This window comes from Micromonospora sp. WMMA2032 (assembly GCF_002688545.1).
GTDB lineage: Bacteria > Actinomycetota > Actinomycetes > Mycobacteriales > Micromonosporaceae > Micromonospora > Micromonospora sediminicola.
Genome location: NZ_CP024052.1, coordinates 3,802,469 through 3,826,097, shown reverse-complemented (window position 1 = coordinate 3,826,097; position 23,629 = coordinate 3,802,469). Strand labels below are relative to the sequence as shown.

Here is a 23,629-nt window from a genome sequence, read left to right as displayed (position 1 = left end):
CCCCGACCGCTACTCGCTAAAATCCTTATCGCGGGTAATTGCCTGCAGGGCTGAAGCCGCGCGCTCCAAAGGGCCTTCCCACTCTTCGCCTTCTTCCTTATTCCAGTATAAAGCGGACGAATCGCGCTCCTCGAACGTGAACTGAAGGTCGTATCGATCGCTTTCCCATTGGAGGTTCAGGCCGCCGGTGGACGTTCCCGTTATGAAGGGCCGGGGGACCTGCGATGAGGCAAGCTGGTGAAGCAGCTTCGCGACACGGCGGGCGACCTGCGGGGAGATCCGACGGGCTCCATAGCTGTCCCATCCCTCGTCCTTATTTACCCACCCGATCAAGTCCCCGACCGCTTCGCCGAACCAGGAATCGCCTTCGCTTGACGCTTCGAGACTCCCGAAGCTTGACCTCACGCGGATCGCCCGGGCGGACAGCATTGCGCCTGCAGCAAGCGTCCCTCCGGAGTGGTAAGGGATGCGGCTCGAGTGCGTGAGGTGCGCGGGGTAGGTGACTCGTTCGTCAAACAGGACAGTCATTTTCTCCCCCACTCAAGCTGCATCTCATCCGCGGTAAGTGCCGAGAAAGCGGCGTTTATCGCCTCTCGACCTTGATCAAGGAAGCTAAGAATCCCATCGATGTCGGGGTTGGCCGGAACTCCACGAGCAGTCAGTTCAAGGACATATATCGGCTCCCGACCTTCGGTGCGGAATGCTGGCTGTGCACTCGCATGAAGTCGGCCGATGGGTCGACTGTCGTCCCCCAGCATCAAGAAGTCCTGCCCGAATCGAGTGCTCTCGCGTTCGAGGCTTACTGGGATCTCAGACTCACCAATAGATCGGAAGATCTTCGAGACTTCTCCGTGCCGCTTCCAAGTGTTGCCACTGAGGATGTGGTTCACGTATGTAAGCTCGCACTGAAGAGGAGTGATAGAGCCGAGCCCACTAAGCCGAACGTACTCCTCCAGCGCCGAATACCAGCGAGCAAAGGCGGCACGGCGGGAGGGCCAGTGGGTATAGGACGAGTCCGACCGCACTTTGCGCCAGTTGCAAGCGAACCAGTTCCGCTGCAATTGCAGGAGCTCATCGCCGCTCTCATTGAGAGCCCACAGGCGCGGAGAAGGATAATCTGGTTCGGTCACCAGAGTTAGCTGGGGCGCAAACACCTCGGCGCCGAAGCGCTCAAGGGGCGGCACCAGTGGAGGCTTCTCTTCGATCCGCGGGAACGTCGCCGCCAGGTGCTCCTTCCAGAAGATCCCGAAGTGCGCAAGGGCACTCGATGGCAGGGCGTCATAGCTGACGGCGGCTACCACCTCAGCGATCGGCGGGTTGTCGAAGTTCAAGATCGTCGGCTCAGCCATTCAAGATCACAGTTGCTCCATCGTGAGGGCGGGACGTACCACGAGGGGCAGAAGATCCACAAGTGTCGCAGGGGCGTTTCAGGGACTTGCGGCCATCATGGCACGATCACCCCATCTGGCACACTCCTCAATCGATGTCGGCTGCGGCCTGTCGCGACCGCTGCCGGGCGGTGCAGGGCTTACTCGTCCGCACGGGTAGCAGGTGTCGCCCGACCGGGGAGCCGTCTCGGAAGGCAACGAGGCATGTACGGCGGAGCGCCGGAGGACTGTCCCGTCTGGGAATGGGCCACCTCGTAGCTGCTTTACCACCGCCGATGGTCAACTCGGGTAAACGCGAGGACCGAGCTGAAGCGGCCGGCGGAGGTAGCTCAAGGGGGTGTAGCTGCAGATCAGCTGCTACCGAGGCCGAACAACGGACTCGCGGCAGCAAGAGGGGACGGCTATGGCACGTGATGCTCCCGATGGTACGCGAGCTGAGCAGGGTCGATGTGGTGAGCTGGGGATCTCCTCAGAGGGCCAATCTCCGCGTTCGTGCTGCTATCGCGAACCACCCAGGCCGGGTCGACGTAGATAGCCCCCGCGTCGAAACGGACGTGGTCGTTGGGGCAAAGACAAAGAACATTGGCTTCTACGTCGGGTCCATCGTGCGGTTTTCCAAGAGCCCGGATGTGGGCAGCCTCTGCATAGGGACCCGCGGGTGTGATGATCCGAAGGCTACATACCTGGCAAGTGAAATCATGCCAGACTTTGACCTGGATAGCCTTCTTTGAGCTACGGATTAGGCGCTGAACAACCGTCGTCACCCGTTCGGCGCGCCCGTCCTCATCTGTCGGAGCGGGCGGCAGGTCCGCGCTATTGAGGGTGACGAGGCGAAAACGCCAGATCCGGTAGCCGTCCTTGCCTATTTCATGCCAGTGGTCAACGACCCGAAATAGTCCGTCATACCGAAGCCCTTTGGCGGGGGAGTACTTTGGATCGCCACCGGCACCCCGGATCACCCGTACAGGTCGACCATCTAGCTGGCTGCGGGCCAGCCCAGCATTCCCGCGAGTGAGTTCCTGGTCGGCGATTTGCCGCTTGGTCGCCGGGTCGTTTCCTCCCTGGCCGGTGTAGACGAGCTCGTCCCCGTAGTCCTCATCATCGATGTAGCCGCCGGAGACCACGATGGACTCTGCCCCGTCAGTCCCGCCGCAGATCCCTCCCTGGCGCGGTCTGTGAACCTTGGACTTCGCCAGGGATACTCGGTTAACAAAACGGGCGCCAACAGGGAAACCGGGTATTTCACCGTAGGTTCGGACGGCCATGGGAGGCACTGTAGGGCACGAGCGCGACGCGGGCTGCTGATGCGTCCCGTGCCCGTGCCCGTGCCCGCGCCCGCGCCCGCGCCCGTTGAGTGGAGTGGGCCGCCGCCGCAGTGTTAGCCGGCCCGTCTGTCCACCAGGGACTGTAGGCTCTCGCGTATGACCTGGGTCCTTGCCGCTGCTGTCGGATGCTTCGGTGGGTTTGCAGTGGAAGGGCTTCAGTTCGTGGCGGCGGTGCGACGCTGCAAGGGCTGGCCGTGGCGTCGGCGCGGCGAACCGCCCTTCGGTCCATTCATCGCCTCGGTCGTCATCCGCTTAGGGGTAAGCGGCGGCGTAGCGGCCATAGCCGTCGAGTCAGGCGTGGTTAACGGTACCTTCGGCGCCTTCGCGGCTGGAGTGGCTGCTCCCCTAATCGTCGAACAGTTAGCGCGTCAGATTCCAGCACTGGCCTCTCCGGATGCTGCCTCGCAGACGTTCGTGCCCCAGCAGCCAAGGCAGCCCGCGACCGGGACCGCAGCGACAAGCCAGAGCACGGGTGGGCCTGGAGGTGGGCAGGCATGACGTCCTTCGCCCGCTACCTCGTTGCTGCGCTCGCTAGAGACACTCCGGCCTTCTCGACAGGCATTACTGCAAGTAACGCGGTTCCGATAGCCCTCCTCCGCGCTTTGGCAAGAAGCACCGAGCCGCGGTCATTGGCTGACGCGGAAATAATCTCTCCTCAGCTGATAGCGCCAAGGAAATCAGGTAGCGCTGACCGGTCATTGTATAGTAATCGTGAAGATGCATACCTTGTTCGCGCCTTAATGCTGGTAGCAGCGTCAGCCCTGCTGGCAATGGCAGTCCTTGTGTACGGCGATGTTGCAGCAGGTACGGTCTTTTCTGGGATATCACTGCTCGCGTCATTGGCTTCGATTGTGCTTGCCATGGCGCCACGACTAAGCAGCAGCAGGCAAGCTCACCGGTCCGCATCGCCTGCCGATGGGCAGCGGGTCGATCGCGTGACATCGCATGGGCTCCACCCTGAGTCGGCAGGGCCTACACCGAGGCAGCCGTCTCTATATGGCGAAGACCCCAATGGCGGCGACTGGCGTCCGTCCGATTCAGAAACGGATCAACATACGACTGCCAGAGATGTTGAGATGCTCGCCGAGAGGCTGGTTCTGGCCCTAGCTCGTGGACTGACGACTGAAGAGAAGAAGGCTTTGGGGGCATTTCGTGACGCCGGATTCACTGTTGAAATAGTTGGTGATCCGAACCATAATGTTCTGACTGCCGAATATAGAGATGCGTTGGCGATGATTATTGGCGGAAATGCCCTCGAAGGTATCCGGGTTCTGGAAAGAATGAACGATGCCGCTGTGGCGCGAGGAGTGACGCCTCCGCTCAGGATCGTTCGAGATGACCCGAAGCGATGGGCCTCATAACCAGGCAGCGATGTAGAGCAACGATCAAGCCGCAGGAGCCACCAGGTGGCGACTAGGAACTGTCCGACGTCGAGGATGGCGGAAGGAGCTGGCATCACCCGGAGCTGCGAATAAGAAGGTTGCGCTACGGCCATCCTGTAGCTAAGCCGTCGAGCTGCCAACTCGATTCCTCGCTCTTCGACCATCTAGCCGGATTGCAGCCGATCCTCACCTGTAAACACGAGTTTACAGAAGTGATTTTTTCAAATGTAGATTTGGTTGGCTGATTGTTTTTTTGAAGGGCTCACCGGTCGCAAGCACAACGAGAGCTGCGGAGAGCACTGCCACGAGAGCGGTCAGGGTGAGTTGCGTGGGGGTGGGACGGCCGGAGAAGCCAGCACCTATCTTAAGAACCTCGACGGCCGAGGTGGCCCCCACGATGGTCAGGACAGCGCGCCTCGACTGGGCAGCCGCCCTGCGATCTCTCCTCGACCTCGACACGGGGACATCGTAGAGGCGGCATGCAACATCGCCTGACAACCTCCGAGGGTGGCGGGATTGGCGCAGAAGCAACCCCGCGGTCGAAGGCGCTTGATCAACTAGTACAAGCAGCCAGAAGGCAGCGAGAACCCCGTCACCGGGCGTCAGCGGACCGCACGAGCAGGCAGCGCAGCTATGGCCAGCGGCACGAGACGACACAGGATGACACCCGCTGATTCCGCGTACCCGCGTTCGGGACGAAGTGTTCGGCGGGCTCCGACCGGCCCTGTCTTGCTGGGTAGTGGAACCCAGCAGTACAGCAGCGATGTACAGCAACCGACCGACCCGCAAGAGGTGCCATGCGGCGACCAGGAGCTGGCCGACGTCGAGGACAACCGCAGGCCACCGCATCGCCCGGAGCTACGGATCACGAGGTTCGGCGGCCTGGCATCCGCGCCTGCGGGTGCCCTGCGGGCGGCCTCCGGCCGTCCTCGGGCACCCGCAGCGCTTCAGCCCGAAGGCAGCGGATCGTCAGCGAACGCCGCACCACGTGGCGACGCTCGATCATGCTCGACGGCACGACCGATGCCTCTGACCACGTGGTACGACACTCGATCACACTCGCTGCTACGTCAGGTCACTTTCCCCCCGACGGGGGTCGTCCCTTTCCGGGCTGCACCGCTTGTCGCCTCCCGCCACCGTTACTCCGAAGCCGGGCCGCGGTGGCGGACGGCTGTGATCGCCGGTCCGATCAGTCACATCGTGGCGCGCTGTCTCGACCTCTGGGTGCACGGTTCCGCCGACACCAGGGAGAGGCATCCATGTTCGCCGCGTATGTCACGGTCACCGTCGTCGCCGCCGTCCTCACCGGCTCCGCGGCCGTGACCTATCTGGCCGGCCACCCGTACCCGAAGACCCAGCTGGACATGAAGCGCCTGCCCCACTCGTGGGCGCCGGTGCTGGGCACGCTGCTCGCGGCGGGTTCGTCGGGGTTGCTGGCCGGGTTCGCCGTGCCGCTGCTGGGCACGCTCGCCGCCGGCGGTCTGGTGCTCTACTTCGTCGGCGCGTTCGTCGCCCACCTGCGGGTGGGCTCCCGCCAACTCGTCGGACCGGCCGTGTTCCTCGCCGTCTCGGTGGCTGCCCTGGTCCTGGGCCTCGGTCACCGCGGCCCGTGGTGATCCGCCGCGTCAGGTGGCAACGGTGGTTGAGCGCGACCGGATGACCCGGGCGGTCGTCAGCGGACCACGGCGCGCAGCGTCTCCCGCGCGGGTTCGAAGCAGACCAGGGCCCGCCCGCGCTCGTCGGTCACCACCCAGGGATGCCCCACGTACGTCTGCTGCCGGTGGGTCTGCCCCGCCTGGAGCACCGCGTACCGGCGGCGTTGGCCGTCGTAGTCGAGCCAGTACACGACGACGGGCGCCGTCCGGGCGTTGACGAAGTCGACGAACGTCTCCGGCCCGCCGCCGCTGGAGCGGAGCGTGGACTCGCGGGACGCCGGGAGCGGGGTGAGTTCACCGGGCCGGGGCGCGGGCGGCCGGGCGCTGGTGACCGACGGCCTCGGCGCCGGTGGGCGGCCGGTCGGGGTGGTGCGGCGGGGCGGTGCCGGCGGCCGGGTCGGCAGCGCGGCGCGGGTGGAGAGCGACACCGGCGCCGGCGAGTACGAGTCGGTCGGCAGCTCGGCCGCCGACGTGGGGTGCTCCGGGGACGCCAGGATCGCCTCGCCGCCGATCGGCGGGGGCAGGTCGGGGCGGCGGGGCATGGCGAAGTAGGTGAGCGCCCCGGCCAGCACCACGACCACGATGCCGACCGCCACGGAGGCGCGCGTGGCCGGTGACAGGTCCCGCAGCCAGGCATCCCTGTCGGCCGGCCGCGCTGCCCGGGCGTGACGCCGGGCGGGCGGGGTTCCGGTGCCGTGCGGTGGATCGGTCATGGCCTCGATTCCACGAGCCGGTGCCGTCCGTGTCGCGGCAGGGGGATCCGATTATGCGCGACGGGCGAGGGCGGACGTCAATGGCTGGCGGTGCCACCCGCCCTGTCCGGTGGGCCCGGGTGGACCGACCGCCCGGCCAGCGCTTTCGGACGATCGCCGCTGTCGGGTCGCGCGCCCGTCCTTAGCAGATCCACTCGTTCGGCGCGGTCTGTCCACAACCACTTCCGTCATCCACAGGGGAGCGCCGGCGGGAGGCGCCGACCCGTCCTGGTGGGCAGGCTCCTGCACGGCACGTCCGAGTCCGACCGATGGAGGCCGCCATGCCGCCCCGCACCCCGCTCCCGCCGTACCGTCGCCTGCCCCTGCTCGTGACGGCCGACGGTGACCTGCTCGACGAACTGCTGCGGCTCGCGGCCGCCGGCGGCACCGAGGTCGAGCTGGCGGCCGACCCGGCCGCCGCGCGGGCGCGCTGGGCGCCGGCCCCGCTGGTGCTGGTCGGCGCCGACCAGGCGGTGGCCTGCCTGCGGGCGCGCCTCCCGCGCCGCCCCCGCACGGTCCTGGTCGGTCGCGCGGGGCAGCTCGACCCGGGTACGGAGCTGGCCGAGCTGCTCGGCGCCGAACACGTGGCGACCCTGCCCGCGGCGGAACCGTGGCTGGTCGACCGGCTCGCCGAGTGCGCGGTCGGGCCGGCCGGAGCGGCTCCAGGACGGGTGGTGGCGGTGCTGGGCGGGCGTGGCGGGGCCGGGGCGAGCGTGCTCGCCGGCGGGCTGGCCGTCAGCGCCGCCCGGGCTCGGCTGCGCACCCTCCTGGTCGACGCCGACCCGTTGGGCGGTGGGCTCGACCTGGTGCTCGGGTGGGAGCAGCTCGACGGGCTGCGTTGGCCCGAGCTGGCCGGCGCCGACGGTCGGGTCGACCCACCGTCACTGGTCCGCGCCCTACCGAGCCGGGGAGATCTGGTGGTGCTCTCGTGGGATCGGGGCGACCTGCGGCACCTGCCGGCCGAGGCGATGGCCGCCACGGTCGACGCCGGCCGGCGCGGGCGCGACGTGGTGGTGCTCGACCTGCCCCGGCACCTGGACGACGCGGCCGTGATCGCCCTCCAGGCCGCGGATCGCGCGTTCCTCGTGGTCCCGGCGGAGCTGCGGGCCACCGCCGCCGCGGCCCGGGTGGCCGCCGCCGCGGCCCCGCACTGCGCCGACCTGGCGGTGATCGTGCGCGGTCCGGCGCCGGGCCGGCTACGCGCGGCCGAGGTGTCCCGCGCACTCGGTCTGCCCCTGGCCGGCACGCTGCGGCCCGAGCCCGGTCTCTGCCGAGGGCTGGAACGGGGCGAGGCCCCGGGCGCCACCGGCAAGGGCCCGCTCGCCGCGCTGTGCCAGCGGCTCGTCGACGAGCTGACCGGCCGGTCCGAGGCGGGTGCGGCGTGACCGGCCCCGCCCGCCCGGCGGAGCTGGCGGTCCGTGTCCGGCACCGGTTCGTCGCCGAGGACGCTCCGGTCACCGCCGCCGCGGTCGTCTCCGCCGTACGCGCCGAGCCGTCCGCCGGTGTGCTCGGCGACACCAGCCTGCTGCGGATCGCCGACCGGGTGCACGACGACCTCGTCGGCGCCGGCCCGCTGGCGCCGCTGCTGGCCGACCCGGAGGTCACCGACGTGCTGGTGAACGGCGTCCGGGTCTGGGTCGATCGGGGGCGGGGGCTGCACCAGGTGGCCGTGCCGCTCGGCACCGTCGACGACGTACGCCGGCTGGCGCAGCGGCTGACCTCGACCGCCGGCCGTCGGCTGGACGACGCCTCGCCCTTCGCCGACGCGCGGCTGCCCGACGGCACCCGGCTGCACGCGGTGCTGCCGCCGGTGGCGACGGACGGCCCCTACCTCTCGCTGCGCACCTTCCGCCAGCGGCCGTTCACCCTTGACGAACTGGTCGCCCGGGGCACCGTGCCGCGTCCGGTCGCGCCGCTGCTCGACGCCGTGGTCGCCGCCCGGCTCGCGTATCTGGTCAGCGGTGGCACCGGCTCGGGCAAGACCACGCTGCTCAACACGCTGCTCGGGCTGGTGCCCGGCACCGAACGGATCGTGCTGGTGGAGGACGCCGCCGAGCTCCGACCGGTGCATCCGCACGTGATCGGGCTCCAGGCGCGCACCACCAACGTGGAGGGCGTCGGGGCGGTCGGGCTGGGCGACCTGGTCCGGCAGGCGCTCCGGATGCGACCGGACCGGCTGGTGGTCGGCGAGTGTCGGGGCGCCGAGGTGGTCGACCTGCTGGCCGCGTTGAACACCGGCCACGACGGCGGGGCGGGCACGTTGCACGCCAACGCCCCGGCGGACGTGCCGGCCCGACTGGAGGCGCTCGGGATGCTCGGCGGGCTGCCACGGGTGGCGCTGCACGCCCAGGTCGCGGCCGCCCTGCAGGTCGTCCTCCAGGTACGCCGGACCGGCGAGGGTCGGGTGCTCGACTCGATCGGCCTGCTCCTGCCCGAGGGGGCGGACCGGGTGGTGACAGTCGTGCCGGCCTGGACCCGGGGACGGGGTCTCGGCCTGGCCGCGCGGGCCCTCGGCAACCTGTTGCGTGAGCGGGGCGTGTCCGTGCCGCCGATCCTCCGCGTCGCCTGGCCCGGCTCGGCGGGCCCGTCGTGACCGGCGGGCTCTGGCTGGTGGTCGTGCTCCTGGCCGGCGCCGCGGCGACCGTCGCGTGGCCGGCTCGCACCGGCCGGATCCGGCGACGCGCGATCCTCGGCCTGCCGCCCGGCCTCGGACCTTCGCCGGCCGGCGGCCGCACCCCACCGGTGGTCGACCGGGCTGCTGACGCGCAAGGCCGCCGCCCGGCCACCGACCCGCACGCTTCGGGATCCGACCCCGGCCCGGACCCGCACGGGTCGGGATCCGGCCCCGGTCCGGACCCGCACGGGTCGGGATCCGGCCCCGGTCCGGACCCGCACGGATCGGGATCCGGCCCCGGTCCGACACCCGTCCGGTGGCCGTTCGGTCCGGCGCTCCCCGCCCGGCACGCGTTGCCGCTGGCGGCGCTGCTCGGCGGCGGGACCGGGATGCTGCTCGGCGGCCCGGTGGCCGCTCTGGTGCTGGCCGCCTACGGCACGCTCGCGGCCCGGGCGGTGTTGCGACGGCGTACCCGCCGGGCGGCCGACCTCGCGCACCGCCGCGACCTCGACCGGCTCGGCGCGGTCGCCGCCGACCTGCGGGCCGGCCTGCCCGTCGGCGGGGTGCTCGACGACGGTGAGGGGCGTACGGCCCGACTCGCCCGGGCCGCGGTGCGGCTGGCCGACCGGACCGGTGCGCCCCTGGCCGAGTTGCTCGAACGCGTCGAGGCCGATGCCCGCGCGGCTGACCGGGGTCTGGCTTCGGCGGCGGCCCAGGCGGCCGGCGCCCGGGCGACGGCGTGGCTGCTCGCCGCGCTGCCGCTCGGCGGGATCGGTCTCGGCTACGCCATCGGCGTCGACCCGGTGGCGGTGCTCCTGCACACCCCGGTGGGCGGCGGCAGCGCCGTGGCAGCCGTCGTTCTCCAGGTCGGCGGGCTCCTCTGGGCGGAGCGGCTCGGCGCGGGGCCCGGGCGGGCGGCGTGATGCCCCGGCAGGCGGTCGCCGTGGTCTGCCTCGTCGGCGCCGCGTCACTCCTCGGCGTGGCCGGGCCGGTCGTCCGGCCGGTCCGGCGGCTGCGCCGGCTCGCACCCGCTCAGGTGGCGGCCCGTCCGCCGTGGTGGCCGGACCGGGTCCGGCGTGCCGCGATCCTGGGCGGGGCGGCCGTGTCCGTCGTCGTCGGCGGCTGGGCGGGCCTGGTCGCCGGGCTCCTGGCCGGTGTCGCCGCCGACCGTCTGCTGCGCCGGATCGAGCCCCGTGCCGCGCGGGAGCGGCGCCTGCGCGAGATCGCCGACCTGCCGCTCGCCGCCGACCTGCTGGCCGCCGCGCTCCGCGCCGGCGCTCCGGTCGACCGCTCGGCGCTCGCGGTGGCGGAGGCGCTCGGCGGGCCACTCGCGGACCGGCTGGGCCGGGTGGGCCGCACGATGGGCCTGGGCGGTACGGCCGCCGAGGCGTGGGCGCACCTGCGCACCGTCGTCGGGGCGGAAAGCCTGGTCCGGGCGGCGGTCCGCTCCTCGAACAGCGGCGCCGCGCTGGCCGGCGCGCTCACCCGACTCGCCGATGACCTGCGGGCCGAGCGGTCCGTCGCCGCCGAGACGGCGGCCCGGCGCGCGGGTGTGCTCATCGTGCTGCCCCTGGGGCTGTGTTTCCTGCCCGCCTTCATTCTCGCCGGTCTGGTGCCGGTGATCGTCGCCGTCCTCGGCGACGTGCTCTAAACCATCGAGAAAGGACGTACGAGATGCGCAGACTCCTCGCCCGCCTGCGGGGTGACGCCGGCATGAACACCGCGGAGTACGCCGTGGGCACGCTCGCCGCGGTCGCCTTCGCCGGGATCCTGTTGAAGGTGCTCACCTCCGGAAACGTGCAGTCCGCGTTGACCGCGGTCATCGACCGGGCCCTGAAGTGACCGGACGCCGGTGGGCCGGCCGGCGGCCCGGTCGGCGTACGGGTGCTCCGACGCCTCCGCTGGTCGTCGCGGTGCCGGGTCCCGGCCCGGCCGGTCGGCGGCGCTCGCGGGAGCGCGGATCGTTCACCGCCGAGCTGGCGGCCGGCCTGCCGGCGTTGATGGTCCTTCTCGTCGCCGGGCTGACCGCGGTCGACGCGGTCACCACCCGGGCGGCGTGCCTCGACGCGGCCCGGGAGGCGGCGCTCGCCGCCGCGCGCGGCGGATCGGGGTCGACCGTCGGCGCCCGTCACGCCCCCGCCGGCGCGGCGGTGACGGTGAGCGTTGCCGGCGACCAGGTGACCGCGTCCGTCCGGGCGCCGGTCCGGACGTTCGGCGCGCGACTGCCCGGGCTGACCGTGTCGGGTGTCGCGGTGGCCGCCGTGGAACCCGGCACGCCCGGGCCCGTGTCGTGAGACCGGGAAGGTCGTCGTCTCCGACCCGACACGCGTCGGCCGAGCGGGGCGGCGCGACGGTGTGCCTGCTCGCGATCGGTCTGGTGTTCGTCCTCGTCGGGCTGTTCGGGGCCGGGCTCGGCGCCGCCCGGTGCGCGCGTCACCAGGCTCGCGTCGCGGCCGACTTCGGCGCGCTCGCGGGGGCCGTCCGGGTGCTCGACGGCGTCGACGCCGCCTGTGCGCGGGCTGCCGTGCTGGTCTCGGCCAACGGCGGCCGACTGGCCGCGTGCCGGGTCGACGGGCTCGACCTGATCGTCACGGCTCAGGTGCGGGTGGCCCCCCTGCCCGGGATGGCCCGCGTCGCCGCGGCCACGTCGCGGGCCGGCCCGGTCCGGGCCGTCGACGGGTGAGAACCGGCCCGGCCGGCGGCGCGTGTGGTGGTGCCGCGCCGCCGACCGGGGCGGAGGATCAGCGGGACTGGAGGGCGTCCAGGCCGACCGCCATGGCGATGACCAGCCGACGGTCGATCTGCGGGTGCTGGATGTCGACGACGTACCGGTCGCGCAGGCCCCACTTCTTGTCGACCGAGAACACCGGCTGACCGCCGGCCAGGAAGTCGAAGTGGTAGGGCAGCCAGGAGAGCGAGTCGACGAAGCGGCGCAGCAGCGCGACCGGCAGGCTGCGCTCCTGCCCGGTCGCCGCCGGCAGTCCGGGCTGCTCGACGTGCCAGGTGGAGCGCAGCAGCGACTGGGCGAAGTCCTTGCGGAACAGGCCGATGGGGGTGCCGGCGTGATCGGTCACGTCGTAGGTGGCGCCGAGGTCGAGCCGCTGGCGGGCCTTGAAGCCGAGGAGGGGGTACTGCTTGGTGTCGTCGGTGTAGATGGTCACCTGCTCCTTGAAGGCGAGCCGCTTCTGCTGCGCGAACGCGAGCAGCCCGCCCTCGGAGCCGTCCGGTGCCACGGCGTGCACCTCGTACTGGTTGACCATCATCCGGATCCGCTGACGGACGATGAACCGGTGCTGGGCCTGCAGGTTGTCGAGCGACATCTGATCTCCTTCGAGGGGTCGCCGGAGTCTCGCACAGCGTCGCGACCACCGCCCGCCCGCACGTCGACGCGCCCGCCCGCGCCGGGTCGATGCCCGTCCGCGCCGGGCTGGCGCCTGTCGCGCCCGGGCCGGTCCGGCTCGGCGGGGTGGGCCGTTCGCCCTCCCCCGCGACCGGTCCGGCCACGCGGTCGAGCGGTGTGGACCCCACCACCGTGGCGAACCGGCAGGTGATGGGGTGGGTGACCACAATGCGCGGTCAGCGTCCGCCGTCGACCGTGGCCTTCATGGCCCAGCTGTTCAGCACCTGGTGGATGCCGCGCAGGCGTTCGTTGATCTGTTCCAGCCGCTCGGCCTGGGCCAGGTTCGCCAGCGCCGTGCCCAGCGCGATCTGCTGGTCCGGGGTGAGGTTCTCCTGGTCGATGGTGTAGAGCAGCTCGACGGTCTCGGCGATCGTGTCGGCCACGGCGGCACCTCCGGCGGGACGGGTCTGGTTTCCTCGGCGCTACCGAAATGATGCATGGAAGCGCTCCCATGCATCAATGCCCCGAGGCTGCCACGCTCATGCACGCGTCCCACCCACCAGACTTCGGTACGGCACTCGCATGATCCACACCGGCTCGGCGATGTGGCGGGGTCGGCGGCCAGTCGATGTCGCCACTTCCCCGAGGTGGCGGCCGGTGAGGCCGGTCAGTCCGAAGCGCCGGACCCGGTGGGTGAGGGGAGAACCGTCCGTTCGCCCTGCCGCGGCAGCGTTCCGCTCCGGCCCGCGCCCGGACCGTCACCCCCCGGCCGGGCCTCGCCCGGACCGTCACCCCCCGGCCGGGCCTCGCCCGGACCGTCACCCCCCGGCCGGGCCTCGCCCGGACCGTCACCCCCCGGCCGGGCCTCGCCCGGACCGTCGCCCCCGGGCCGGCCCGCGCCGGCCGTGGCGAGGTTGGCGAGCACCACGTCGAGGACCTTGACCGCCTCCGGCTTGGCCAGCGGGTTGTTGCCGTTGCCGCACTTCGGGGACTGGACGCAGGACGGGCAGCCGGTCTCGCACCCGCACTCGACGATCGCGTCCCGGGTGGCGCGCAGCCAGGCGGCGGCCGTCCCGTAGGCCCGCTCGGCGAAACCTGCCCCACCCGGGTGGCCGTCGTAGACGAAGACGGTCGGCGCCTCGGTGTCCGGGTGCAGCGCTGTGGAGAGGCCGCCGATGTCCCACCGGTCGCAGGTCGCCATCAGCGGCAGCAGGCCGATCGCGGCGTGCTCGGCGGCGTGCAGCGCGCCCGGTACGTCCGCCGCCTCCACACCGGCGGCGGCCAGCGACCCGGGGGAGAGTGTGAACCAGACCGCGACGGTGCGCAGCTCCCGCGCGGGCAGGTCCAGCGGGCGGGTGTCGATGACCTCACCGGTGGCGATGCGCCGCCGCTGGTACGACACCACCTGGCTGGTCACGTCCACCTCGCCGAGGAACAGCCCGACCGGGCCGGCGTCGACGTACGAGCGGACCGAGACCACTGACAGCGAGGTGACGTCGCGGGCGTGGGTGGACCAGTCGGGCTCCTCGGCGTGCACGAGCGCGCACCCGTCGGCCAGGTCGAGGGAGTCGACCACGTAGGAGACGCCCTGGTGCAGGTAGACGGCGCCGGTGTGGAGCAGGAAGTGCGCGGACCCGCCGTCGACGGTGCCGAGCAGCCGGCCGGTGGACTCCTCCACCACGCAGACCGGGGCGCCGCCCTCGCCGCGCAGGTCGACCTCGGGGCGTTCCCGATGCCGCCAGTACCAGCCGGTGGGCCGCTGCCGCAGCGCCCCCGCCTCGACCAGCGAGTCCACCGCCTCCTTCGCGCCCTCGCCGAACAGGTCCAGGTCGGCCGGGGTGAGCGGGGCCTCGTGCGCGGCGCAGGCGAGCTGCGGCGCGAGCACGTACGGGTTGGCCGGGTCGAGCACCGTCGCCTCGACCGGCCGCCCGAACAACGCCTCCGGGTGGTGCACCAGGTAGGTGTCGAGCGGGTCGTCCCGGGCCACCAGCACCGCCAGGGCCTCGTCCCCGGAGCGCCCGGCCCGGCCGGCCTGCTGCCAGAGCGACGCCCGGGTGCCCGGCCAGCCGCAGATCAGCACCGCGTCCAGCCCGACCAGGTCGACGCCGAGTTCGAGCGCGTTGGTGGAGGCGAGGCCGAGCAGGTCGCCGTGCAGCAGCGCCCGTTCCAGCTCCCGGCGTTCCTCGCGCAGGTAGCCGGCCCGGTAGGCGGCCACCCTGCCACCCAGCCCGGGCACCGCCTCGTCGAGCGCCCGGCGCGCGTTCGCGGCGACCACCTCGGCGCCCCGGCGGGACCGGACGAACGCGAGCGTGCGTACCCCCTCGACCACGCTGTCGGCGAGCAGGTCGGCGGTCTCCCGCAACGCGGAGCGCCGGACCTGGACGAGGTCGGCGTCGACGGACGCGTCGGTGGGCGGCAGCAGCGGCGGCTCCCAGAGCGCGAACGTCACCCCGCCGCGCGGCGAGGTGTCCTCGGTGACGGCGGTGACGGGCAGGCCGGTGAGCCGCCCGGCCGCCGTCGCCGGGTCACCCGACGTGGCCGAGGCCAGCAAGAAGACGGGGGTACGCCCGAAGCGGGCGCACTGCCGGCGCAACCGTCGCAGCACGTGCGCGACGTGTGAGCCGAAGACGCCCCGGTAGGTGTGGCACTCGTCGACCACCACGTACGCGAGCCGGCGCAGGAAGCCGGACCAGTGCGCGTGCCCGGGCAGGATGCCGTGGTGCAGCATGTCCGGGTTGGTCAGCACGAAGCGGGCGTGCCGGCGGATCCACTCCCGTTCGGCGCGTGGCGTGTCCCCGTCGTAGGTGGCGGGGCGTACCCCGTCCAGCTCCAGGCCGGCGACGGCGCGCAGCTGGTCGGCGGCGAGCGCCTTGGTGGGGGCCAGGTAGAGCACGGTGGCGCGCGGGTCGGCGAGCAGCGTGCCGAGCGCCGGCAGCTGGTAGGCCAGGGACTTGCCGGACGCCGTGCCGGTGGCGACCACGACGTGCTGGCCCGCGTACGCCAGCTCGGCGGCCTCGGCCTGGTGCCGCCACGGGGCGGCGACGCCGCGGCGCGCGAACGCCGCCCGCAGGTCCTCGGGTGCCCAGCCGGGCCACGGGACCGGCTCGCCCGCGCGGGCCGGGACCCGCTCGACGTGGGTGACCGGGTCGGCGGCGTGCCGCAGCCGCAACCGGTGAAGCAGCTCGGCCGGCGCGCGCCGGGGGCCGGGCCTGTCGTCGGTCACGTCCTGCACTCTCGCACTGGTGTTCGGAATTGGGAACCGCAGGGTGGGGGTATGGGGAGGGCCTTGACCGGTGACCCGAGGGGGTCGCACGGCGGGGATGGTTAGATGCCCAGGAGAGTTTACCGAGGAGGGGCCGATGGAGCTGTCGCTGGCGACCCGCACCGTGGGGGAGCACACGGTGCTCGAGGTCGGCGGTGAGGTGGATGTCTACACCGCCCCCCGCCTGCGGGAACGACTCCTGGAGCTGATCGACGGCGGGGCCCGCCGCGTCGTGGTGGACCTGGGTCGGGTCGACTTCCTCGACTCGACCGGGCTCGGCGTGCTGGTCGGCGCGTTGAAGCGGCTGCGCGCGGCCGGCGGCTCGTTCGCCCTGGTCTGCGACAAGGAGCCGCTGCTCAAGATTTTCCGGATCACCGCACTGGACCAGGTCTTCCCGTTGCACCCGACGGTCGACGCGGCCATCGCCGCCGACACCAGCGGCGCGTGATGGCCACCGTCAAGCTGTCCTTCTCCCCGGCCCCGGTGCACGTGCGCACCGCCCGTCTGGTCGGCGTCGCGGTGGCCCGGCGGGCCGGCGTGCGCGAGGACCTGCTCGACGAGGTGCGCCTGGCCATCGGTGAGGCGTGCACCCGGGCGGTGGCGCTGCACCGGCAGTACGGGCTGGCCGAGCCGGTCTACGTGGAGATGTCCGACGGCGGCGGCTACTCGGTGCGGGTGGTGGACCGGGCCCCGATCGAGGCGGGCCTCGGGCTGGCCGCGCTCGGCCCGGACGAGCTGGCGAAGGAGTCGCTCAGCGAGGACGCGCTCACCACCGGGGTGGGCTTCGCCCTGCTCGCCGGTTTCGTGGAGGACCTCCAGGTCCGCCCGGTCGACGACGGTGTCGGCACCGAGGTCCGGATGGCCTGGCCGGCCGGCCGCGCCTGACCCTGTCCGCTCGCAGGCCGCGTTCCCCGTCGGGGAGCGCGGCCTCGTCGTGTCGACCGCCCTATATATCAGATTTCCTCGCATAACACAGTTACGAAGATCATCGAGACACGGTGCCCCCTCGGTGTGACCCTCACCACGCCGGAGGGCTACAGTACCCGGGTTGTCAGCAAGTGATCGCTGCCCGCAGCCAGCGGAAACGGGTGGATGGCGCGCGCTGGCGAGTTCGCATCCAGGCGTCGGCCCGTGCGTCTCCACGAGCCGGCGCGAGTGTTCGGTACAGGAGGACATAGATGTCCGGGACCTTGGCCGCCGACGGCGGCGCCCTGTCCCTTACCGGAGCCAACGTGACGTACGTCGTCATCGCCGCGGTCATCGCGCTGGTGGCGCTCGTCTTCGCGGCCGCCCTCACCAGGGCGGTCCTGGCGGCCGGTACGGGAACCACCAACATGCAGGAGATCTCCGGGGCGGTGCAGGAGGGCGCGTCCGCGTACCTGCTGCGGCAGTTCCGCACCCTGGCGATCTTCGTGGTGATCGCCGTCGTGCTGCTCTTCCTGCTGCCGGTGCACGACACCGACGGCAACGAGACCCTGGTGAAGATCGGCCGGTCGGCGTTCTTCGTGGTGGGTGCGCTGTTCAGCGCGTTCATCGGCGGCGCCGGCATGTGGCTGGCCACCCGGGCCAACCTGCGGGTCGCCGCGGCCGCCCGGGAGCGCGAAGGCGGGCGCGAGGGCGCCATGAAGATCGCGTTCCGCACCGGCGGCGTGGTCGGCTTCCTCACCGTCGGCCTCGGCCTGTTCGGCGCGGCGCTGGTCGTCATCCTGTTCCGGGGTGACGCCCCCACCGTGCTGGAGGGCTTCGGCTTCGGCGCCGCGCTGCTCGCCATGTTCATGCGGGTCGGCGGCGGCATCTTCACCAAGGCCGCCGACGTCGGCGCCGACCTGGTCGGCAAGGTCGAGCAGGGCATCCCGGAGGACGACCCGCGCAACGCCGCCACCATCGCCGACAACGTGGGCGACAACGTCGGCGACTGCGCCGGCATGGCCGCCGACCTGTTCGAGTCGTACGCGGTCACGCTGGTCGCCGCGCTGATCCTGGGCCGCGCCGCGTTCGGCGAGGACGGCCTGGTCTTCCCGCTGATCATCTCCACCATCGGCGTGCTGGTCGCGATCGTCGGCGTCTTCATCACCCGGCTGCGCACCAGCGACCGCAACGGCCTGACCGCGATCAACCGGGCCTTCTACCTCTCCGCGGTGATCTCCGCGGTGCTGGTGGCGATCGCCGCGTTCGCGTACCTGCCGGCGACGTTCGGCGAGCTGGAGGGCGGGCTGACCGACGTCGACCGCAACCCGCGGCTGGTGGCCATCGGCGCGGTCGTGATCGGCATCGTGCTGGCCGCCGCGATCCAGGCGCTGACCGGCTACTTCACCGAGACCAACCGGCGCCCGGTGCAGGACATCGGCAAGAGCTCGCAGACCGGCGCGGCCACCGTCATCCTCGCCGGCATCAGCATCGGCCTGGAGTCGGCGGTCTACTCCGCGCTGCTCATCGGCGCCGGCGTGTTCGGCGCGTTCCTGCTCGGCGGCAGCTCCATCACGCTGTCGCTGTTCGCGGTCGCGCTGGCCGGCACCGGCCTGCTCACCACCGTCGGCGTCATCGTCGCCATGGACACGTTCGGCCCGATCTCCGACAACGCACAGGGCGTGGCCGAGATGTCCGGCGACATCGACGAGCACGGCGCGCGGACGCTGACCGAGCTGGACGCGGTCGGCAACACCACCAAGGCGATCACCAAGGGCATCGCGATCGCCACCGCGGTGCTGGCCGCGACCGCGCTGTTCGGCTCCTACACCGACACCCTGCGGACCTCGTACGCGGACGCGGGTGTGGGCGACGTCGGCACCGAGATCCTCAACGCGCTGAACGTGGCCAACCCGCGCAACCTGGTCGGCCTCATCATCGGCGCCGCGGTGGTCTTCCTCTTCTCCGGCCTGGCCATCAACGCGGTGTCCCGCTCGGCCGGCGCCGTGGTGATGGAGGTACGGCGGCAGTTCCGCGAGCTGCCCGGCATCATGGACCGCACCCAGCGGCCCGAGTACGGCAAGGTCGTGGACATCTGCACCCGGGACGCGCAGCGCGAGCTGATGACCCCCGGCCTGCTGGCCATCCTGGCCCCGATCGCGGTCGGCTTCGGCCTCGGCCCGGGCGCGCTGGCCTCCTACCTGGCCGGCGCGATCGGCGCGGGCACGCTGATGGCGGTCTTCCTGGCCAACTCCGGTGGCGCCTGGGACAACGGCAAGAAGCTGGTCGAGGACGGCGCGTACGGCGGCAAGGGCTCCGAGGCGCACGCCGCCACGGTCATCGGCGACACCGTCGGCGACCCGTTCAAGGACACCGCCGGTCCGGCGATCAACCCGCTGATCAAGGTGATGAACCTGGTCTCGCTGCTGATCGCCCCGGCCGTGGTGGCCTGGAGCGTGGGCGAGGACAAGAACCCCGCGCTGCGCATCACGATCGCCGTGGTGGCCGCGCTGATCATCGCCGCGGCGGTGGTGTTCAGCAAGCGCAAGGGTGTCGCCATGGACAACTCCGACAGCGGTGCGGGCACCCCGGACCAGCGGCCGGAGACGGTCAACGCCTGAGTGACACGACGGTTCCCGGTCGGCCCCGGCCGGCCGGGAACCGTGCCGTCCGGCGGTCCCGTGCACGAAACCTGACCGGTGGCGGTTCCTCCCGGAGGTCGTACGCTGCAACGCATGCGTACGCGCCGGGCGGCAACCGCCGGAAAGCTCACGGTGGTCCTGGCCACGCTGGTTCTCGTCGTCGCCGGGTGCGGTGGTCCCAGCCCGCGCGCCTGGGCGGCGTCGGTCTGCCAGGCGCTCACCCCCTGGCGGGCGGAGATCTCCAAGCTCACCAGCAGCACCCAGCAGCAGATGACCGCGCAGACCACGCCGGCGCAGGCCAGGGAGAACCTGGTCCGGCTGTTCGCCGGCGCCGCAGAGGCCAGCGAGACGGCCCGGCGCAAGGTCGAGGAGGCGGGCGTGCCGGAGGTCGAACACGGCGACGAGGTGTCGGCCGGGTTCCGCGGCTCGCTGAGCAAGATGCGGGACGCGTACGGGCGGGCCCGGGACACCATCGACGGGCTCGACACCGCCCAGGCCGGTCCGTTCTACGACGGCGTGCGCGCCGCCGTGGACACGCTGAACAAGGAGTACGACGCGAGCGCGCTGGACACCAGCAAGCTCAACTCGCCCGAACTGAAAGAGGCCTTCGACGAGGTCCCGGAGTGTCGCTGACCCCTCCCACCCCGAACCCGGCCCGCCAGCCCTCGCTCTTCTCCACCGAGGCGGCCGACCCCGCGCTGGCGGATCTCGCCGGCCTGCTCGCCGGGCCGGGCGAGGTGGTGCGGATGGGCGGCACCGCCCGGATCTCCGTGGTGGTGGACGCCGCCTGGCGGGTGCATGTGCTGGTGGCCGAGCTGGGCGCGCGGGGGGTGCCGGCGAGCTGGGAGCCGACCGGGGACGGCCGGCACCGGGTGCGCACCGCGTACTCGACCACGCTGGCGCCGCTCGCGCGGGCCTGGCTGCGCGGTGCGGCGAAGCGGCCGCCGGCCCGGTTCCACCTGGACGGGCGGCGGCTGCGGCTCTGGGCGGCGGCGGCCGGGACGGCCGAACCGGCCGGGTTCCGGCTCCGGCTCGGCCCGGACGACGAGCCGTGCTGGCCGTCGGTGCGGGCGGCGCTGGCGGCGGTCGGGCTGCCGGCCGCGTTCGTCGAACCGGGCGAGGGCGGGCCCGCCTACCGGATCGGGGGACGCCGGGTGAACCGGCTCGCGGAGCTGGTCGGGGAGCGTCCGCCGGCCGCGCCGGCGGCCGAGTGGCCGGGCCCGCACGGCTGATCCACCGGCGCAACCCCACCGGCTGTCCGATCCCGGACATGCCCGGCGGTGGTTTGGGCCGGAAAACGACCGGTGCCCCCTCCGCCGGGGGTGCGCGATCGTCACAGTGACCCGCCCGGTGCCCTACCCACGGTGTACGGTGGCGCCGTCCGGCAGGGTGCGGCCGGGGCGCCGGGGGAGGCGGCCCGTTTGCCGCCCACGAAACCCGGGACGCGGACGGCGCGTTACGTTGGACATCCGGACCGCCGGCGGTCCGGAGGGGCGAAACACGGCCCGAAGCGGGCATGGCGTAGGAGTGAGGTCGGGGAGAGACGTGCCGAGCAACGCTGGAACCACCCGTCTGGTCATCGTCGAGTCACCGGCGAAGGCCAAGACGATCTCGGGCTACCTCGGCCCGGGGTACGTCGTGGAGGCCAGCTTCGGCCACGTCCGGGACCTGCCCCGCAACGCCGCCGACGTGCCGGCCAAGTACAAGGGTGAGCCCTGGGCCCGGCTCGGCGTCGACGTCGACAACGGCTTCCACGCGCTCTACGTGGTCTCCGCCGACCGCAAGCAGCAGATCAGCAAGCTGGTGAAGCTGGCCAAGGAGGTCGACGAGATCTTCCTGGCCACGGATGAGGACCGCGAGGGCGAGGCGATCGCCTGGCACCTGGTGGAGACGCTCAAGCCCAAGGTGCCGGTCAAGCGGATGGTCTTCCACGAGATCACCAAGCCGGCCATCCAGGCCGCGGTGGCGAACCCCCGGGAGATCGACCGCGACCTGGTGGATGCCCAGGAGGCGCGGCGGATCCTGGACCGGCTCTACGGCTACGAGGTCTCCCCCGTGCTGTGGAAGAAGGTCATGCCGAAGCTCTCGGCGGGCCGGGTGCAGTCCGTGGCGACCCGGATCGTGGTCGAACGGGAGCGCCAGCGGATGGCGTTCCGCACCGCCGAATACTGGGACATCCTGGCCACCCTGGCGGTGGCGAAGCCGGGCGAGGGGCCGCGTACCTTCAACGCCACCCTGGTCGCGCTGAACGGCGACCGGATCGCCACCGGCAAGGACTTCGAGCCGACCACGGGCCGCGTCCGCGCCGGCGCCGGCGTCGTGCACCTCGACGAGAGCGGAGCCCGAGGGCTGGCCGCCCGCCTCGCGGACCGGCCGTTCACGGTCACCCGGGTCGAGGAGAAGCCCTACCGTCGCCGCCCGTACGCGCCGTTCATCACCTCCACGCTCCAGCAGGAGGCGGCCCGCAAGCTGCGGTTCTCGTCGCAGCAGACGATGCGCACCGCGCAGCGGCTCTACGAGAACGGCTACATCACCTACATGCGTACCGACTCGGTGAACCTGTCGGAGACCGCCATCACGGCGGCCCGCCGGCAGATCGTCGAGCTGTACGGCGAGCGCAGCGTGCCGCCGGAGCCGCGCCGGTACACCGGCAAGGTGAAGAACGCCCAGGAGGCGCACGAGGCGATCCGCCCGGCGGGGGACAACTTCCGCACGCCGGGCGACGTGGCCAAGGAGCTGTCCGCCGAGGAGTTCAAGCTCTACGAGCTGATCTGGCGGCGCACCATCGCCTCGCAGATGACCGACGCGGTCGGCTCCAGCGTCTCGGTGCGCATCCGGGCCGTCTCCTCCGCCCAGGAGGAGGCCGACTTCGGCGCCACCGGCAAGACCATCACCGACCCGGGCTTCCTGCGCGCGTACGTCGAGTCGAGCGACGACGAGAACGCCGAGGCGGAGGACGCCGAGCGGCGGCTGCCCACGCTGGTCAAGGACCAGCCGCTGACCGCCGACGAGCTGGCCGCGCAGGGCCACCACACCCAGCCGCCCTCGCGTTACACGGAGGCGTCGCTGGTCAAGGCGCTGGAGGAGCTGGGCATCGGCCGCCCGTCCACCTACGCGTCGATCATGCAGACCATCCAGGACCGCGGATACGTGGTCAAGCGCGGCCAGGCGATGATCCCGTCGTTCCTGGCGTTCGCGGTGATCGGGCTGATGGAGCGGCACTACCCGCGCCTGATCGACTACGACTTCACCGCCAGCATGGAGAACGAGCTGGACGAGATCGCCGGCGGCGACCACGCCGCGGTCGACTTCCTCACCTCCTTCTACTTCGGCAGCGCCAACGGCACCGGCGACCAGGCCATCGCGCACGCCGGCGGGCTGAAGAAGCTGGTCACCGAGAACCTCAGCGAGATCGACGCGCGCAGCGTCAACTCGATCCCGCTGTTCACCGACGACGAGGGCCGCGAGGTCGTCGTCCGGGTCGGCCGGTACGGGCCGTACCTCCAGCGCGAACTGCCGGGCGGCGAGCAGGTCACGCCCGCCGGTGAGGGCGAGGAGGGCGGTTCGCAGGGCGACCGGGCGCCGATCCCGGAGGGCCTGGCGCCCGACGAGCTGACCCCGGAGAAGGTGCACGAGCTGTTCCTCGGCGGCGGCGGTGAGCGCAAGCTCGGCGACGACCCGTCGACCGGTGAGCCGATCCTGCTCAAGTCCGGCCGGTTCGGCCCGTACGTGGCCAGCGGCGAGCGCAAGTCGTCGCTGCTGCGCTCGCAGTCGCCGGACAGCCTCACCCTCGACCAGGCGTTGCAGCTGCTCAGCCTGCCCCGGCTGGTCGGCGTGGCCCCGGACGGCGTGGAGGTCTTCGCCAACAACGGTCGCTACGGCCCGTACGTGAAGCGGGGCGAGGAGTTCCGCTCGCTGGAGTCCGAGGACAAGATGTTCACGGTCACCCTCGACGAGGCGCTGGCCCTGCTCGCCGCCCCGAAGACGCGCGGTCGTCGCGCCGCCGCGCCGCCGCTGCGGGAGATGGGCGCCGACCCGCTGACCGAGAAGCCGCTGGTGATCAAGGACGGGCGCTTCGGGCCGTACGTGACCGACGGCGAGTTCAACGCGTCGTTGCGGCGCGGGCAGACGCCGGAGGAGCTGACGCTGGAGCAGGCGTCGGAGATGCTCGCCGAGAAGCGGGCGAAGGGTCCGGCCCCGAAGAAGAAGGCGGCGAAGAAGGCCGCCCCCGCCAAGAAGACCACCGCGGCGAAGAAGACCACGGCGGCGGCGAAGAAGACCACAGCCGCCAAGAAAACCCCCGCGAAAAAGGCCGCCCCCAGAAAGGCGACCTCCACCCCGAAGGAGTGACTTCCGAGATCTT

General features: G+C 71.9%; 22 protein-coding genes. 15 read left to right on the top strand and 7 right to left on the bottom strand.

The window, feature by feature from the left end; translation table 11 throughout:
- Positions 1 to 9 precede the first annotated feature (9 nt).
- The 3 genes from CO540_RS17510 to CO540_RS17500 all read right to left on the bottom strand — a co-directional run bounded on the left by CO540_RS17510 (position 10) and on the right by CO540_RS17500 (position 2,653).
- On the bottom strand, positions 10 to 528 hold the full coding sequence (locus CO540_RS17510; protein ID WP_099162885.1) for a hypothetical protein: 519 nt from the start codon (positions 526 to 528) through the stop codon (positions 10 to 12).
- Entirely contained in the window at positions 525 to 1,349 is an 825-nt protein-coding gene (locus CO540_RS17505; protein WP_099162884.1) for a TIGR04255 family protein, read from the bottom strand. Before CO540_RS17505 ends, CO540_RS17510 begins: the two co-directional genes overlap by 4 nt.
- 440 nt (positions 1,350 to 1,789) lie before the next feature.
- Positions 1,790 to 2,653, bottom strand: a complete 864-nt coding sequence (locus tag CO540_RS17500) for a YDG/SRA domain-containing protein (RefSeq protein ID WP_099162883.1) — start codon at positions 2,651 to 2,653, stop codon at positions 1,790 to 1,792.
- A 1,136-nt stretch (positions 2,654 to 3,789) separates the two neighbouring features.
- Between CO540_RS17500 and CO540_RS30200 the strand changes: the two genes are divergently transcribed.
- Together CO540_RS30200 and CO540_RS17495 are read left to right on the top strand one after the other, a co-directional pair.
- The gene (locus CO540_RS30200; protein ID WP_157779146.1) at positions 3,790 to 4,074 is read left to right on the top strand and encodes a hypothetical protein; all 285 of its coding nucleotides are present in this window, start codon (positions 3,790 to 3,792) and stop codon (positions 4,072 to 4,074) included.
- Positions 4,075 to 5,354: 1,280 nt separating this feature from the next.
- On the top strand, positions 5,355 to 5,711 hold the full coding sequence (locus tag CO540_RS17495; RefSeq protein WP_099162882.1) for a DoxX family protein: 357 nt from the start codon (positions 5,355 to 5,357) through the stop codon (positions 5,709 to 5,711).
- Between the two features lie 56 nt (positions 5,712 to 5,767).
- Here the strand turns inward: CO540_RS17495 and CO540_RS17490 are convergent, their stop codons facing one another.
- Positions 5,768 to 6,463 (bottom strand): hypothetical protein, encoded by a 696-nt coding sequence (locus CO540_RS17490; RefSeq protein ID WP_099162881.1) that lies wholly within the window; start codon positions 6,461 to 6,463, stop codon positions 5,768 to 5,770.
- A 320-nt stretch (positions 6,464 to 6,783) separates the two neighbouring features.
- Here CO540_RS17490 and ssd point away from each other — a divergent pair, with 320 nt between their 5' ends.
- The 7 genes from ssd to CO540_RS17455 all read left to right on the top strand — a co-directional run bounded on the left by ssd (position 6,784) and on the right by CO540_RS17455 (position 11,799).
- Positions 6,784 to 7,887, top strand: coding sequence for a septum site-determining protein Ssd (gene ssd / locus CO540_RS17485; protein WP_099164811.1), 1,104 nt, complete (start codon positions 6,784 to 6,786; stop codon positions 7,885 to 7,887).
- The gene (locus CO540_RS17480) at positions 7,884 to 9,095 is read left to right on the top strand and encodes a TadA family conjugal transfer-associated ATPase (RefSeq protein WP_099162880.1); all 1,212 of its coding nucleotides are present in this window, start codon (positions 7,884 to 7,886) and stop codon (positions 9,093 to 9,095) included. The genes ssd and CO540_RS17480 overlap by 4 nt, the downstream gene beginning before the upstream one ends.
- Positions 9,092 to 10,039, top strand: a complete 948-nt coding sequence (locus CO540_RS30395; RefSeq protein WP_172967865.1) for a hypothetical protein — start codon at positions 9,092 to 9,094, stop codon at positions 10,037 to 10,039. Before CO540_RS17480 ends, CO540_RS30395 begins: the two co-directional genes overlap by 4 nt.
- Positions 10,039 to 10,767, top strand: coding sequence for a type II secretion system F family protein (locus CO540_RS17470; RefSeq protein ID WP_099162879.1), 729 nt, complete (start codon positions 10,039 to 10,041; stop codon positions 10,765 to 10,767). Before CO540_RS30395 ends, CO540_RS17470 begins: the two co-directional genes overlap by 1 nt.
- A 23-nt stretch (positions 10,768 to 10,790) precedes the next feature.
- Positions 10,791 to 10,958 carry a DUF4244 domain-containing protein gene (locus CO540_RS17465; protein ID WP_091062778.1) on the top strand — a complete coding sequence of 56 codons (168 nt, stop codon included), beginning with the start codon at positions 10,791 to 10,793 and terminating at the stop codon, positions 10,956 to 10,958.
- 71 nt (positions 10,959 to 11,029) lie between these two features.
- Complete coding sequence (locus CO540_RS17460; RefSeq protein ID WP_099162878.1) at positions 11,030 to 11,410, top strand: TadE family type IV pilus minor pilin; 381 nt, start codon at positions 11,030 to 11,032, stop codon at positions 11,408 to 11,410.
- Positions 11,407 to 11,799: an Rv3654c family TadE-like protein gene (locus tag CO540_RS17455; protein ID WP_099162877.1), complete on the top strand. Its 393-nt coding sequence runs from the start codon at positions 11,407 to 11,409 to the stop codon at positions 11,797 to 11,799. Before CO540_RS17460 ends, CO540_RS17455 begins: the two co-directional genes overlap by 4 nt.
- A gap of 58 nt (positions 11,800 to 11,857) precedes the next feature.
- Here the strand turns inward: CO540_RS17455 and CO540_RS17450 are convergent, their stop codons facing one another.
- The 3 genes from CO540_RS17450 to CO540_RS17440 form a co-directional block, all read right to left on the bottom strand.
- Positions 11,858 to 12,436 (bottom strand): hypothetical protein, encoded by a 579-nt coding sequence (locus tag CO540_RS17450; protein WP_099162876.1) that lies wholly within the window; start codon positions 12,434 to 12,436, stop codon positions 11,858 to 11,860.
- 256 nt (positions 12,437 to 12,692) lie between these two features.
- Positions 12,693 to 12,899, bottom strand: coding sequence for a hypothetical protein (locus tag CO540_RS17445; protein ID WP_099162875.1), 207 nt, complete (start codon positions 12,897 to 12,899; stop codon positions 12,693 to 12,695).
- A gap of 224 nt (positions 12,900 to 13,123) precedes the next feature.
- Complete coding sequence (locus tag CO540_RS17440; protein WP_253866004.1) at positions 13,124 to 15,679, bottom strand: DEAD/DEAH box helicase; 2,556 nt, start codon at positions 15,677 to 15,679, stop codon at positions 13,124 to 13,126.
- A gap of 136 nt (positions 15,680 to 15,815) precedes the next feature.
- On the opposite strand from CO540_RS17440, the gene CO540_RS17435 reads away from it, so the two are divergent.
- The 6 genes from CO540_RS17435 (at position 15,816) to topA (ending at position 23,616) form a co-directional block, all read left to right on the top strand.
- A complete protein-coding gene (locus tag CO540_RS17435) occupies positions 15,816 to 16,166 on the top strand; it encodes an STAS domain-containing protein (protein WP_099162873.1) in 351 nt (116 codons plus the stop codon).
- Positions 16,166 to 16,603, top strand: coding sequence for an ATP-binding protein (locus tag CO540_RS17430; RefSeq protein ID WP_099162872.1), 438 nt, complete (start codon positions 16,166 to 16,168; stop codon positions 16,601 to 16,603). Before CO540_RS17435 ends, CO540_RS17430 begins: the two co-directional genes overlap by 1 nt.
- A 293-nt stretch (positions 16,604 to 16,896) precedes the next feature.
- Entirely contained in the window at positions 16,897 to 19,245 is a 2,349-nt protein-coding gene (locus tag CO540_RS17425) for a sodium-translocating pyrophosphatase (RefSeq protein ID WP_091583561.1), read from the top strand.
- A gap of 114 nt (positions 19,246 to 19,359) precedes the next feature.
- A complete protein-coding gene (locus CO540_RS17420) occupies positions 19,360 to 19,899 on the top strand; it encodes a hypothetical protein (RefSeq protein ID WP_099162871.1) in 540 nt (179 codons plus the stop codon).
- Complete coding sequence (locus CO540_RS17415) at positions 19,890 to 20,498, top strand: hypothetical protein (protein WP_099162870.1); 609 nt, start codon at positions 19,890 to 19,892, stop codon at positions 20,496 to 20,498. The genes CO540_RS17420 and CO540_RS17415 overlap by 10 nt, the downstream gene beginning before the upstream one ends.
- A gap of 313 nt (positions 20,499 to 20,811) precedes the next feature.
- Positions 20,812 to 23,616: a type I DNA topoisomerase gene (gene topA / locus CO540_RS17410; protein WP_099162869.1), complete on the top strand. Its 2,805-nt coding sequence runs from the start codon at positions 20,812 to 20,814 to the stop codon at positions 23,614 to 23,616.
- The last annotated feature ends 13 nt before the right edge of the window (positions 23,617 to 23,629 follow it).

Bases quoted from the DNA above. Each gene is read 5' to 3' on its own strand.
- CO540_RS17435 (WP_099162873.1), top strand. From the start codon at position 15,816: ATGGAGCTGTCGCTGGCGACCCGCACCGTGGGGGAGCACACGGTGCTC.
- CO540_RS17490 (WP_099162881.1), bottom strand. From the start codon at position 6,463: ATGACCGATCCACCGCACGGCACCGGAACCCCGCCCGCCCGGCGTCAC.
- CO540_RS17495 (WP_099162882.1), top strand. From the start codon at position 5,355: ATGTTCGCCGCGTATGTCACGGTCACCGTCGTCGCCGCCGTCCTCACC.
- CO540_RS17425 (WP_091583561.1), top strand. From the start codon at position 16,897: ATGTCCGGGACCTTGGCCGCCGACGGCGGCGCCCTGTCCCTTACCGGA.
- CO540_RS17500 (WP_099162883.1), bottom strand. From the start codon at position 2,653: ATGGCCGTCCGAACCTACGGTGAAATACCCGGTTTCCCTGTTGGCGCC.
- CO540_RS17505 (WP_099162884.1), bottom strand. From the start codon at position 1,349: ATGGCTGAGCCGACGATCTTGAACTTCGACAACCCGCCGATCGCTGAG.
- CO540_RS17465 (WP_091062778.1), top strand. From the start codon at position 10,791: ATGCGCAGACTCCTCGCCCGCCTGCGGGGTGACGCCGGCATGAACACC.
- CO540_RS17420 (WP_099162871.1), top strand. From the start codon at position 19,360: ATGCGTACGCGCCGGGCGGCAACCGCCGGAAAGCTCACGGTGGTCCTG.
- ssd (WP_099164811.1), top strand. From the start codon at position 6,784: ATGCCGCCCCGCACCCCGCTCCCGCCGTACCGTCGCCTGCCCCTGCTC.
- CO540_RS30200 (WP_157779146.1), top strand. From the start codon at position 3,790: ATGCTCGCCGAGAGGCTGGTTCTGGCCCTAGCTCGTGGACTGACGACT.
- CO540_RS17450 (WP_099162876.1), bottom strand. From the start codon at position 12,436: ATGTCGCTCGACAACCTGCAGGCCCAGCACCGGTTCATCGTCCGTCAG.
- CO540_RS17430 (WP_099162872.1), top strand. From the start codon at position 16,166: ATGGCCACCGTCAAGCTGTCCTTCTCCCCGGCCCCGGTGCACGTGCGC.
- CO540_RS17510 (WP_099162885.1), bottom strand. From the start codon at position 528: ATGACTGTCCTGTTTGACGAACGAGTCACCTACCCCGCGCACCTCACG.
- CO540_RS17470 (WP_099162879.1), top strand. From the start codon at position 10,039: ATGCCCCGGCAGGCGGTCGCCGTGGTCTGCCTCGTCGGCGCCGCGTCA.